The organism is Rhodococcus sp. BH5 (assembly GCF_027583855.1).
GTDB classification, from domain to species: Bacteria; Actinomycetota; Actinomycetes; order Mycobacteriales; family Mycobacteriaceae; genus Rhodococcus_F; species Rhodococcus_F qingshengii.
Genome location: NZ_JAJHVW010000001.1, coordinates 500,741 through 512,560, shown reverse-complemented (window position 1 = coordinate 512,560; position 11,820 = coordinate 500,741). Strand labels below are relative to the sequence as shown.

Below are 11,820 nucleotides of genomic sequence, written 5' to 3'. Positions count from 1 at the left end.
GCCTATCGAACGCGTTCACAACTACCGCTCGCAGATCGTTTTGATGTGCAAATATCGACCGGTGACGACAAATACCGCAAATGAGTCATCGGTGCCTGTCTTGTCGACGCCGATCGCCGTGCGAGCCCTGAGACTGTTGTTTGCTGTGTTCGGACTTGCCGCTTTGCTGTGGATCCCGATCCGTGACGCGGCTGAGCTGTCTCTGTCGAACTATCTGAGCTACTTCACCATCGAGAGCAACATTCTTGCAGTGATCGTGTTGCTGATCGGTGCAATTCGAGATCCACAATCGCAGGCGTGGCAGTCGATCCGCGGGGCGGTGACGCTGTACATGGTGATCACCGGCATCATCTACGCCGTCCTCCTGGCAGATATCGACGTCAATTTGAACGATGCCTGGATCAACTCGGCACTGCATCGGATTCTTCCGTTGGTCATGCTGCTCGACTGGGTGTTCTTCGCCTCGAGGCACAGGATCTCCGAAGCACGTTCACTGCAGTGGTTGCTGTTCCCGGTCGTGTACGGCGTGTACACGTTGATCCGAGGCTCGATCGTCGACTGGTATCCCTACCCGTTCATGGATCCGCGCCACCAGGGCTATCTGGCCCTGTTCATCGGATTCGTCGTACTGGGCATCGCGATGGCCCTGATGGCGTTGGCAGTCAATGCCGTCGGACGGCTGGGAGCCGGGCTACGCGGACGGAACGCTGCGAAGTCCTAGGGGATTGCCGGAGGCGAGCACCTGCTCGAGGCGGTCCACGTTCGGATGCTTACCGGGGTTCGCCCGCGCGTCCTCGGTGTGCTCGGCGAAGATCGTCAGTCCTGCCGAGGCGGCTTCGGGTGTCAGCGCGCCGTAGACCTGAGCGAGGTGGTTGTACACCTTGACCGAGCCGGACTTTCCGGGCTTGTTCTCGACGGTGTCGAGGACGGTTCCGTCGGCGTCGAGTACCTCGATGGCGGCCAGATGATCGATGGCGGGCAGTGCTGCAAGATTGTCGGCAAAAGTCATGGTCGACAGATTACGGGTGCGCCCGTGAAAGCCGGTGCCGGGCGAGCGCCGTCGTGCGCGGATTTCCGGTGTCGATATAGTCGCAGCACATCGTTTGCACACCAGCATCGTTTGTATTCGAAGGGGACAATGATGGCTTCGGCATTGTGGCACGGGTTCGCGGACATGGGCGCTGTGGAGAAGAACGGCGCGTTTGTCGTCTCTCGCGGTGAGGGCGCGTACATCTGGGACCGCGAGGGCACTCGGTATCTGGATGCGACGGCGGGCCTGTGGTTCACCAATGTCGGGCACGGGCGCACCGAGATCGCGGATGCGGTGGCGGCTCAGTTGTCGAAGATCGCTCATTTCTCCAACTTCGGTGATTTTGTTCCCGAGACCACGCAGGTGTTGGCCGAGCGGTTGGCGGCCATCGCGCCGGTTGCCGGGAGCAAGATCTTCTTCACCTCGGGTGGTTCGGATTCGGTGGACACTGCGGCGAAGCTGGCTCGCCGGTACTGGCACGAGGTGGGGCAGCCGGAGAAGACGATCATCGTCGGACGCCAGAAGGCGTATCACGGAATGCACGTTGCCGGAACGGCTCTCGCTGGTATTCCGGTGAACCGTGAGGGGTACGGCGAGCTGATGGCGGATGCGGCGACCGTCGGCTGGGATGATGCGAAGAGTCTGCTCGAGTTGATCGAGAAGATCGGTGCGAACAAGATCGCGGCGTTCTTCGCGGAGCCGATCATCGGTGCGGGTGGGGTGTATCTGCCGCCGGAGGGGTATCTGGCCGAGGTGCGTGACATCTGCCGTGAGCACGACATCCTCTTTGTCGTCGACGAGGTCGTGACCGGTTTCGGCCGGATCGGTGGTGAGTGGTTCGCGTCCACTCGTTTCGATTTGCAGCCTGACATGATGACCACGGCAAAGGGTTTGACGTCGGGTTACGTGCCGATGGGTGCGGTGTTCATCGCGCCGCGGGTGGCGGAGCCGTTCTATGCCGGTTCGTGGTGGCGTCATGGTTACACGTACGGCGGGCATGCCGGTGCTGCTGCGGCGGCGATGGCGAACCTCGACATTCTCGAGCGTGAGAATCTGCTCGCGGAGTCGAAGCGTCTGGAGGCGTCGTTGCATACGCATCTGCAGCCGTTGGCGGAGCATCCGCGGGTGGCGGAGGTTCGTAGTGGGCTCGGTGCGGTCGCCGCGGTGCAGTTGGCTGATCCGGCGGAGGCGTTGCCGTTCGTGAAGACGCTTCGTGAGCACGGTATTTCGGGTCGCGCGGCGGGTCAGGGTGCGATGCAGATTTCGCCGACGTTCGTCATGACCGATGATCAGGTCGCGGAGATGGCAGCAGCAATCCTCGCAGCTCTCGGCTGAAGTCAGCTGCGGCGCCGAAAGAGTTTCTCGATTCGGCGCCGCACAGCGTTGGGTGCAGGTTCGAGTTCCAGAACCTCTTGTTCCGACTGCTTGGCGTAGGCCTGGGTGTACCGCTCGTGCAGTACCGAGCGAATTTCGTCCGGAGAGTAGGCCCGACGCTGGCGTTCGCCGCGCGCAACGAGAACCCCGGTGGCGGCAACGCCCATTGCACCGGCGAGGCCGACCAGTTTCCAAACGTGCGAGGCGCGTAGAGGAGTACGGAGTTTCATCCCTCTACGCTAGAGGCATGGACCGACGATTGCTTTCGCAGGTGAGTCTCGACGAGGCCGCCGCCGCCACCCGCACGGGCGACATCTGGATCTTTCGCGGAGAGTCGACGGCGGACCGGGCCATTCAGACACTGACCAACAGTCCCGTCAACCACGTCGGAATGTCGGTCGTGATCGACGACCTCCCGCCGCTGATGTGGCATGCGGAACTCGGTCACTCGCTGCAGGACATGTGGACCGGACGCTTCCAGCGTGGTGTCCAACTGCACGATCTGCGATCGGCCGTTCAGGTCTGGGGCGCCAAGTACGGGCAGCGTGGATGGTTGCGCCAGCTCGACCACGAAGTCACCCGGGAGCAGGAAGACGCTCTGCTCGAGACGATCGCGCGGCTGGACGGTACGCCTTTCCCGTCGACGGCCAAGCTTGCTTCGCGCTGGTTCGGCGGCCGAATCCCGAAGCTGCGCAAGAAGTCCGACGTATCGGCAGTAGCCGTCGAGAGCGCCTACTGCGCCGAAGTGGTTGCCAAGACCTATGAAGCGATGGGTCTGCTCGTCGGTAATCGTCGTGTCAACTGGTTCGACCCGGGCAAGTTCTGGAGTGGAGATCAGTTGCCCCTCGCGCCGGGAGTTGCGCTCGGTGACGAGATCTCGGTATCACTGAGTGCACGTGACCTCGAGGCCGGACGCAATCCCGCCGGGTACTCACAAGGTTCGTGACGGCTCGGCGACGACGCGGCCGCCGACTTCGAGCCAACCTTCCGGAGAGAAGGTCGTGTGAAGGACCGATCCGCGTCCCTGGGTGATGAGCAATGATTTCCTCAATCGGTCCGTGATGCGCAGCGCTGCAGATCCGGTCGCCTCGTCCTCGGCGATTCCCATCACCGGTGCGAACATGCGTGCGCGGATGGCAGCTTCGAGCTTGTCCTGCCATGCCCACAGATACGAATGATCCGCCTCGTAGTCGGACGGATCTGCGTCGATGACGTCGTCCACCGTGTCCATCGGATAGATCGCGAATTCCGGTGCCCATTCGGCACGCGCGCGTACCCACGTCAAAGCGCCGGATTGGCGGACGTCGACACTGCCGGCAGGAACGTCGAGGGCGCTCACGCGACGGCCCTGTTCGCCCAGCCACCACGTGGCACCGACGGTCGGGTGTCCGGCGAAGGGGAGTTCTGCTGCCGGAGTGAAGATCTGGACCCGCGCACGCGAGGCGCCGTCATCCGGAACGTCGATGAAGATGGTCTCGCTGTAGTCGAGTTCCTTCGCGACGGCTTGTCGATCCGATTCTGCAACCGTGGACGCGTCGACGATTCCCAGCGGATTCCCGTGCTTGCCGTTCTCGTCCGTGAAGACCCGGACCACACTCACCTCGATACCCATCGGTCCACCCTAGCGCGCGAAAAGCCCTCCCCACCTTCACGGTGGGGAGGGCTCGTCGAACTGCACTGAGGTCCGAGTGATCAGACCTGTGCGGCAGAGAGGATCTCGTTGGCTTCGACAGCCTGTGCGACGCCCGCGACGATGGAACCGGCGCGGATCGCTTCGAAGATGACCTCGCGGTCGACACCTTCCTGGCGGAGGGTGTTCTCGTGAGCTTCGAGGCAGTGGTTGCAGCCGTTGATCGCGGACACTGCAAGCGACCACAATTCGAAGTCGGCCTTGTCGACGCCCGGGTTGCCGATGATGTTCATCCGCAGGCCGGCACGAAGGTCGTCGTACTTACCGTCGAGGTAGCCCTTGGTGCGGTAGAAGACGTTGTTCATGCCCATGATCGACGCTGCGCCGAGAGCGGCGTTGTATGCCTCTGCCGACAGGTTGTCGGCAGCCTCGGAAGCAATCTCCTTGAGCGTGGACGCAGACTTGGTGGCTGCGGCCGTTGCGAGGAGCGTTCCCCACAACTGCTGCTCGTTCAGGACCGTCGTGCGCGCAATGGAACTCAGGTTGAGCTTGAGGTCCTTCGCGTACTCGGGAAGCGAGTTCTTGAGGTTCTCGACGCTCATACTCAGACGCTCGCAGTCAGGAGCTCGCCGGCGTTGATGGTCGGGTCGCCCTTCTTCCAGTTGCATGCGCACAGCTCGTCGCTCTGGAGAGCGTCGAGGACGCGGAGAACCTCGTCGACGTTACGGCCGACGGAACCGGCTGTGACGGAGACGAACTGGATCTCGTTGTTGGGGTCGACGATGAACGTCGCGCGGTCTGCAACGCCGTCGGCGTTGAGGACGCCGGTGGCCTCGGCAAGCTCGCGCTTGAGGTCCGAGAGCATCGGGAAGGGGAGGGTCTTGAGCTCTTCGTGCTGTGCACGCCACTGGAAGTGCACGAACTCGTTGTCGACGGAAGCGCCGAGAACCTGAGCGTCACGGTCTGCGAACTCTTCGTTGAGCTTGCCGAATGCAGCAATCTCGGTGGGGCAGACGAAGGTGAAGTCCTTGGGCCAGAAGAAGACGATGCGCCACTTGCCTGCGTAGTCGTCACTGGTGACGGTGGTGAAGTAGTCATCGGGCTGCTGGGCATCGACCTTGGACAGGTCGCCGCCGATGACAGCCGTGAGGTTGTAAGCGGGGAACTGGTCGCCGATTGTGAGCAGAGCCATGTGTCTCATTCTCCTACGTGTCTCGTGAACAGGAATTTCTTGCGCACACGATCCGGCTGTTCGGACTGTGACGGCCGAACGTGCTGGATCGAGAGGGTTTGTCACCGTCAGCGGGTCGGACGGTTTCGACTGGAGTGTCGAGGTTGTGACCGGCGCTTTTTGGTATGAGTCCATTCTGCATCAAACCGTTCAAAAGGTAAAGGTGATGGGTGGCACTACACTGATAGGCATGTCTGATCAGACTTATCAACCTTCCTTGTCACAGCTGCGTGCCTTCGTGTCGGTCGCCGAGTACCGGCACTTCGGTACTGCCGCAGCGCGTTCCGGTGTGAGCCAACCCACACTGTCGCAGGCGCTGGCAGCTCTCGAGGCGGGACTAGGGGTCAAACTGATCGAACGTAGTACGCGGCGCGTGCTCGTGACCGCGGACGGGCAGCGCTTGCTCGGTCAGGCCAAGCAAATCCTCGAGGCTGCCGACGGTTTCGTCGCGAGCGCGGCCGGCTCCGGCGACTCTCTGACCGGACCGCTACGCATCGGGTTGATCCCGACCGTTGCGCCCTACATTCTTCCGGGGTTGTTGCCGGAGCTGCGCGAGAAGCTGCCGTCGTTGGCGCCGCAAATAGTCGAGGATCAAACGGCGCGCTTGCTTGATGCCCTGCGATCGGGAGCGCTCGACGTCGCGGTGTTGGCGCTTCCTGCCGGAACACCTGGCCTGGTGGAAGTTCCTGTGTACGAAGAGGATTTTGTGATGGTCGTGCCGAACGATCATTCCTTGGCCGGACGTGTCGATCTCACGGCGGACGTGCTCGACGCGCTGCCGTTGCTCTTGCTCGACGACGGCCACTGCCTGCGCGACCAGACGTTGGATCTGTGCCGTTCGGTAGACGCCCATCCGCTTGCCGGCGACACGCGGGCTACCTCTCTCGCGACAGTCGTGCAATGTGTGGCCGGGGGACTCGGGGTGACTTTGGTCCCGGAATCGGCTGTTGCCGTGGAGGTTCGACGCGGGGACTTGTCGACGGCGCATTTCGCTTCGCCGGCTCCAGGTCGCACGATCGGCGTCGTGTTCCGCTCGTCGAGTGGCCGAGCAGAAGGATTCCGTCAGCTGGCCGAGCTGGTCCGTTCGGTCAGCCCGACGGTTCCTCGATGACGTGACTCGTTCGACGTCGACGTGAAAGCTAGTCGAGAGAGCCTTCTTTCGCGGCAATGACGGCTCCGGGATTGAGAATTCCCAGCGGGTCGAGCGCATCCTTGACCTTGCGATTGAGGGCCATGACGTCTTCACCCAACTGTGACGGCAGCCAGTCGCGCTTGAGTCGACCGACCCCGTGTTCGCCGGTGATCGTGCCGCCGAGCGCGATGGCGAGATCCATCACCCGTCCGAATGCGATCTGTGCGCGTTCGGACATGTCCGGGTCTGCGGGGTCGAAGACGATGAGCGGGTGGGTGTTTCCGTCTCCGGCGTGCGCCACCGTGCAGATCAGGACGTCGAGGTCGTCTGCGACGGCTTCGACCCCGGTTACCAGCTGGGGGAGTGCGCGCATGGGAACGCCCACGTCTTCGAGAAGCAGACTTCCCATCGCGAGCACGGCCGGGAACACCGCTCGCCGTGCCGCCGCAAAAGCGTCACCTTCGGCCTGGTCATCGGTGGCGAATACTTCGGTGGCTCCGTTGTTTTCGCACGCCTGAACAATCGTCTCGATTTCCAGCACGCCTGCCGCGCCGGGTGCGTCGGACTGCGCGAGCAGTAGTGCGTGAGCCTTGCGGTTCAGACCCATGCGTACCGAATCCTCGACAGCATTGATACTGGCGTGATCCATGAACTCGAGCATCGCCGGACGCATGTTGCTGGTGATCGCCAAGACCGCGTCGGCAGCTTCTTGTACCGAGTCGAACGACGCGACGACGGTTGATGCGGGCGGCTGCGCGGGAATCAAACGCAACGTGATTTCCGTGATGATGCCGAGAGTACCCTCGCTGCCCACGAACAGTTTGGTGAGTGAGAGTCCGGCGACGTCCTTGAGAAGGGGACCTCCGAGGCTGACAGCTGTACCGTCCGCCAGCACGACCCGGAGTCCGAGAACGTAGTCGGTGGTAACTCCGTACTTGACGCAGCAGAGTCCGCCGGCGTTGGTGGCTGCATTGCCGCCGATGGAACAGATCTCGAAGGACGACGGGTCAGGTGGGTACCAGAGTCCGTGCTCTGCGGCGGCTTTCTTGACCTCCGCATTCATCAAGCCGGGCTGAGTAACCGCCACCCGGGCGACCGGGTCGATCGTGATCTGTCGCATTCGCTCGGTGCTGACCACGATGCAACCGTCGACGGCGCTGGATCCACCGGACAGGCCCGAGCCGGCACCTCTGGGAACCACCGGTACGCGATTGGCGGTTGCCCATCGCATCACGGTTTGGATGTCTTCGGTGCACGTAGCGCGAACCACGGCAGCGGGGTGGCCGGCGGCCGGATCGGCGGCCCAGTCCTGGCGGTAGCCCGCGGTCACGTCCGGATCCAGCAGGACGGCTCCCTCGGGGAGTGCCGCTACCAATTCGTCGAGGGCTGAAGAACTCGCGGGAGTCATACTCTCATCATGCTCGACGGAGTTCGACGATGCGCCAATTCGCGAGACCACAGCCCGAGTCTGTCGCGCCTGATCAGTTCAGCATTGTCCGGCAGCGATCCTCCGAGTTGCCAGTTGAAGCCCTAGCGGCCCTTCTGCTTTCCGGAGAACCGGCCACCCGAACTCTTGGTCCCACCGGACTTGCCGCTGCCTGATTTGCCGCCCGCCTTGGCCTTACCGGAACCGGCGTTGCGTCCGGATATGTTCTTTGCGGTGCCGGCGCCCTTAGCTTTCTGCCCGTTCTTGGCAGCTTCTGCGCGACGCTCGCGGGCCGCGATCTTGGCCTTGACGGAGCCCTTGATCTTCTCCGCCGGCTCACCGTTTCGGCCGCGGGAACTCTGCGCCGTTCGGCCCCGCACGATGCCGATAAGTTCCTCGACCAGATCTGTGGTCTTGGACTCCATCCATGCCAAAGCCACAGGAGCCTCGGGCGCACCGTCCACCGGACGGAAGGTCAGGTCCTTGCGATGGTGGAACCGCGCCAGCGAATGGGGAACCACGACAACTCCGACACCGGCGGCCACCAACTCGATGGCGTCGGCGATGGTCGCGGGTCGCTCGGCGGCGGTCTTTCCGGGACGGGTCGGCCAGTCGAGTCTGTCGTCGAGAGGATCGAGCACTATCTCGTCGGCCAGATCGTCGACGGAAATCTGATCGACAGTAGTGAACACGTGATCTTTCGGTACCACCACCACCGGGGTTTCCGCGTACAGCGAGATGGCGCTGATGCCGGTCCGGTCGATCGGCAGTCGAACCAAACCTGCATCTGCTTCACCGGCGCGAAGTGCAGCTTCGAGTTCGAGAACCGGGAACTGAACAAGTTCCAGACGCACCTCGGGGAGCCGCTCGTGCCACACCCGGACCCACTTGGTGGGCGTCACCCCCGGGGCGTACGCGAGTCGAAAAATTGCCTGACTATCCGCGTCTGTCACCAGGCAAGGCTACCGCCTTGGTAAAAGCACCCGTATCGGCTGGTTACTCTTGTTGCATGACGTCGAACAAAACTCCCCAGACGATGAAGCCGACGACGGCTGCCAAGAAGCTGGGTGTGTACCTGGAAGCAACACCTGCGCAGTTCCAGGAAGGCGACGTGACTCGTGACGAGCTGACCGCTCTGCAGACCGATCCGCCGGAGTGGCTGCTGGAGCTGCGACGCACCGGACCGCACCCTCGCCCGGTCATCGCAGCCAAGCTGGGCGTATCGATCGCCGGCCTGGCCCGCGGCGGCGTCGAAGAAGCACTCACCACGGATCAGATCGCCGCACTCCTCGAAGAGAAGCCCGAATGGCTCGAAAAGGAACGCGCTGTTCAGGCCGAGGTGCGGGCCGAGAACGTTCGCATCAAGGAAAAGCGCGCTGCTCGCCGCAACCAGCCGCGGAAGGCTCGTAGGGGCTGACGCCCCCTGTGCGCCTTTTTGGTAGCGCCGACTACCAGAAAGGCGCACAGGCGCTAGCCTTCTACGACGCTCAGCTCGTCGAACACGATTTCACCCGCGGCATCCGATTCCGGGATGTCGACGACTGCAAGCAGTGCCCATCCGTGATCGCCCTCCGGATCCTCGAGCACCTGCCGCACCCGCCAGAACTCACCCTCTTCGGTGACCTGGAAGAGCGCCGGCCCGCGCGCCGATGGCCCGGTTCCGATTGTTGCGTACTCCTCGAAGTACGGGAGTAGTTGCTCCTCCCACTCGGCGGCGTCGATACCGTCCTCGAGGTTTTCCAGCTCATTCCACTGCCGACGCGACGCGAGGTCGATGCGTCGGAACATCGCATTGCGCACCATGACGCGGAATGCGCGCGGGTTCGCCGAGATGGGACGGGGAATGTCGGCGCCGAACGCAACCTCTTCCGTGTCTGCCTCGGCTCCGGGGTCGGTGAGTGACTCCCATTCGTCGAGCAGGCTCGAGTCGACCTGACGGATCAGCTCACCCAACCACTCGATGATGTCTTCGAGTTCCTCGGTGCGCGCTTCCGTCGGGACGGTCTGTCGCAGCGCGCGGTAGGCGTCGGCGAGGTAGCGCAGGACGAGGCCCTCGGACCGGGTGAGTCCGTAATGGCTGATCAACTCGGCAAACGTCATGGCGCGTTCGATCATGTCGCGCACCACGGACTTGGGGGAGAGGGCGAACTCGGTGATCCACGGGTGGCCACCCCGGTACATTTCGAAAGCCGGGAACAGCAAGTCCGACAACGGTTTCGGCCACGTAACCTCTTCGAGGAGTTCCATGCGCTCCTCGTACTCGATGCCGTCGGCCTTCATCTGTGCCACCGCTTCGCCACGAGCGAAGTGCTGCTGCGCCATCAGAACCTGACGCGGATCGTCGAGCGTCGACTCGATGATCGAGACGACATCGAGTGCGTAACTGTCGGATTCGACGTCGAGAAGTTCGAATGCCGCCAAGGCGAACGGTGAGAGTGGCTGGTTCAAGGCGAAGTCGCGTTGCAGGTCCATCGTCAACCGAGCCATGCGGCCGTACTCGTCGGGTTCGTCGAGGCGTTCCACGATGCCGGCGCTGAGCAATCCGCGATACAGCGAGATCGCTTTGAGGATGTGCTTGCGCTGCGCCGGACGCGATTCGTGGTTGTCCTCCAACAGGTGCCGCATCGCGTCGAAGCAGTTACCCGGGCGGGCAATGACATTGAGCAGCATCGAGTTGCTGACCGAGAATCGCGACACCAACGGCTCGGGCGAGGCGGCGACCAAGCGATCGAACGTCGCTTCGCTCCAGGACACAAACCCCTCGGGAGCCTTCTTGCGTTGAATCTTCTTGATCTTCTTCGGATCGTCGCCGGCCTTGGCGACTGCCCGCAGATTCTCTACTTCGTGTTCCGGTGCCTGGACGACGACGGTGCCCATCGTGTCGTAGCCTGCACGACCCGCGCGGCCGGCGATCTGATGGAACTCGCGGGCTTTCAGATGCCGAGTGCGGACGCCGTCGTACTTGGCCAGACCCGTGAGCAGCACCGTGCGGATCGGGACGTTGATGCCGACGCCGAGGGTGTCGGTACCGCAGATCACCTTGAGAAGCCCGTCCTGTGCGAGAACTTCGATGAGCCGTCGGTACTTGGGCAGCATGCCCGCATGGTGAACGCCGATGCCGTGCCGGACCAGGCGGGAGAGTGTTTTTCCGAACCCGGTGGTGAAGCGGAAACCACCCAGCGCCTCGGCGATCGCTTCCTTCTCTTCTTTGGAACAGAAGTTGACGCTCGTCAATGCCTGGGCGCGTTCGAGCGCGGCGGCCTGCGTGAAATGCACGATGTAGACGGGGGACTGGTTGGTGGTCACCAGATCTTCGATGGTTTCGCCGACCGGCGTGGTCGCGTAGGAGAACATCAAAGGCACGGGGCGTTCTGTGCCGGAGACGACGGTGGTGGGTTTCCCGGTACGCCGCGTCAGATCTTCGGAGAAGAAGTCGACCTCACCGAGAGTTGCCGACATCAACAGGAACTGGGCGTGCGGCAACTCGATGAGCGGAACCTGCCACGCCCAACCTCGATCGGGTTCGGAGTAGAAGTGGAACTCGTCCATCACGACCTGGCCGATATCGGAGTTCGGGCCCTCGCGCAGTGCAAGATTCGCGACGATTTCGGCCGTCGCACAAATGATCGGCGCCGACGAGTTCACGGCGGCGTCGCCAGTCATCATGCCGACGTTCTCGGCACCGAAGACCTCACACAGTGCAAAGAACTTCTCGCTCACCAAGGCCTTGATCGGCGCTGTGTAGTAAGTGCGCTTGCCGAGCGACATCGCATAGAAATGCGCGCCGATCGCCACCATCGATTTGCCTGACCCGGTCGGCGTCGCAAGGATCACGTTTGCACCCGAGACCAACTCCATGACGGCCTCTTCTTGGGCCGGGTAGAGCGTCAAACCTCGTTCGATGGTCCACGAAGAGAAGGCGTCGAAAACGGAATCAGGATCCGCGTTGTCGGGGAGAAGTTCCGTCAGCAGCACTCGTACAGGCTAGCCGCAACCG

General features: G+C 62.7%; 13 protein-coding genes. 5 read left to right on the top strand and 8 right to left on the bottom strand.

From position 1 onward, the window contains the following. Positions 1–91: 91 nt before the first annotated feature. Positions 92–721 carry a Pr6Pr family membrane protein gene (locus tag RhoBH5_RS02270; protein ID WP_054188523.1) on the top strand — a complete coding sequence of 210 codons (630 nt, stop codon included), beginning with the start codon at positions 92–94 and terminating at the stop codon, positions 719–721. Here the strand turns inward: RhoBH5_RS02270 and RhoBH5_RS02265 are convergent. Further along, positions 692–1,009, bottom strand: coding sequence for a DUF2322 family protein (locus tag RhoBH5_RS02265; RefSeq protein WP_030535540.1), 318 nt, complete (start codon positions 1,007–1,009; stop codon positions 692–694). The two genes, RhoBH5_RS02270 and RhoBH5_RS02265, sit on opposite strands and share 30 nt — an antisense overlap. A 132-nt stretch (positions 1,010–1,141) precedes the next feature. Here RhoBH5_RS02265 and RhoBH5_RS02260 point away from each other — a divergent pair, with 132 nt between their 5' ends. Further along, a complete protein-coding gene (locus RhoBH5_RS02260; protein ID WP_270007907.1) occupies positions 1,142–2,365 on the top strand; it encodes an aminotransferase family protein in 1,224 nt (407 codons plus the stop codon). A gap of 2 nt (positions 2,366–2,367) precedes the next feature. Here the strand turns inward: RhoBH5_RS02260 and RhoBH5_RS02255 are convergent, their stop codons facing one another. Continuing rightward, positions 2,368–2,634, bottom strand: a complete 267-nt coding sequence (locus RhoBH5_RS02255) for a hypothetical protein (protein ID WP_003942156.1) — start codon at positions 2,632–2,634, stop codon at positions 2,368–2,370. A 17-nt stretch (positions 2,635–2,651) separates the two neighbouring features. Here RhoBH5_RS02255 and RhoBH5_RS02250 point away from each other — a divergent pair, with 17 nt between their 5' ends. Continuing rightward, on the top strand, positions 2,652–3,350 hold the full coding sequence (locus RhoBH5_RS02250) for a hypothetical protein (protein ID WP_003942163.1): 699 nt from the start codon (positions 2,652–2,654) through the stop codon (positions 3,348–3,350). Here the strand turns inward: RhoBH5_RS02250 and RhoBH5_RS02245 are convergent. The 3 genes from RhoBH5_RS02245 to RhoBH5_RS02235 all read right to left on the bottom strand — a co-directional run bounded on the left by RhoBH5_RS02245 (position 3,336) and on the right by RhoBH5_RS02235 (position 5,226). After that, complete coding sequence (locus tag RhoBH5_RS02245; protein WP_003942237.1) at positions 3,336–4,016, bottom strand: PhzF family phenazine biosynthesis protein; 681 nt, start codon at positions 4,014–4,016, stop codon at positions 3,336–3,338. The genes RhoBH5_RS02250 and RhoBH5_RS02245 overlap by 15 nt on opposite strands. 80 nt (positions 4,017–4,096) lie before the next feature. After that, entirely contained in the window at positions 4,097–4,636 is a 540-nt protein-coding gene (locus RhoBH5_RS02240) for a carboxymuconolactone decarboxylase family protein (protein ID WP_003942122.1), read from the bottom strand. A gap of 2 nt (positions 4,637–4,638) precedes the next feature. Further along, positions 4,639–5,226, bottom strand: coding sequence for a peroxiredoxin (locus RhoBH5_RS02235; RefSeq protein ID WP_003942119.1), 588 nt, complete (start codon positions 5,224–5,226; stop codon positions 4,639–4,641). Between the two features lie 229 nt (positions 5,227–5,455). Here RhoBH5_RS02235 and RhoBH5_RS02230 point away from each other — a divergent pair, with 229 nt between their 5' ends. Then, positions 5,456–6,376 (top strand): hydrogen peroxide-inducible genes activator, encoded by a 921-nt coding sequence (locus RhoBH5_RS02230; RefSeq protein ID WP_020907545.1) that lies wholly within the window; start codon positions 5,456–5,458, stop codon positions 6,374–6,376. A 28-nt stretch (positions 6,377–6,404) separates the two neighbouring features. Here the strand turns inward: RhoBH5_RS02230 and RhoBH5_RS02225 are convergent, their stop codons facing one another. After that, on the bottom strand, positions 6,405–7,805 hold the full coding sequence (locus tag RhoBH5_RS02225) for an FAD-binding oxidoreductase (RefSeq protein ID WP_064688807.1): 1,401 nt from the start codon (positions 7,803–7,805) through the stop codon (positions 6,405–6,407). A gap of 122 nt (positions 7,806–7,927) precedes the next feature. Next, a complete protein-coding gene (locus RhoBH5_RS02220; protein WP_003942255.1) occupies positions 7,928–8,776 on the bottom strand; it encodes a LysR substrate-binding domain-containing protein in 849 nt (282 codons plus the stop codon). 56 nt (positions 8,777–8,832) lie between these two features. Between RhoBH5_RS02220 and RhoBH5_RS02215 the strand changes: the two genes are divergently transcribed. Beyond that, complete coding sequence (locus RhoBH5_RS02215) at positions 8,833–9,240, top strand: DUF5997 family protein (RefSeq protein WP_007732807.1); 408 nt, start codon at positions 8,833–8,835, stop codon at positions 9,238–9,240. Between the two features lie 53 nt (positions 9,241–9,293). Here the strand turns inward: RhoBH5_RS02215 and RhoBH5_RS02210 are convergent, their stop codons facing one another. Next, entirely contained in the window at positions 9,294–11,798 is a 2,505-nt protein-coding gene (locus RhoBH5_RS02210; protein WP_003942173.1) for a DEAD/DEAH box helicase, read from the bottom strand. Positions 11,799–11,820: the final 22 nt, after the last annotated feature.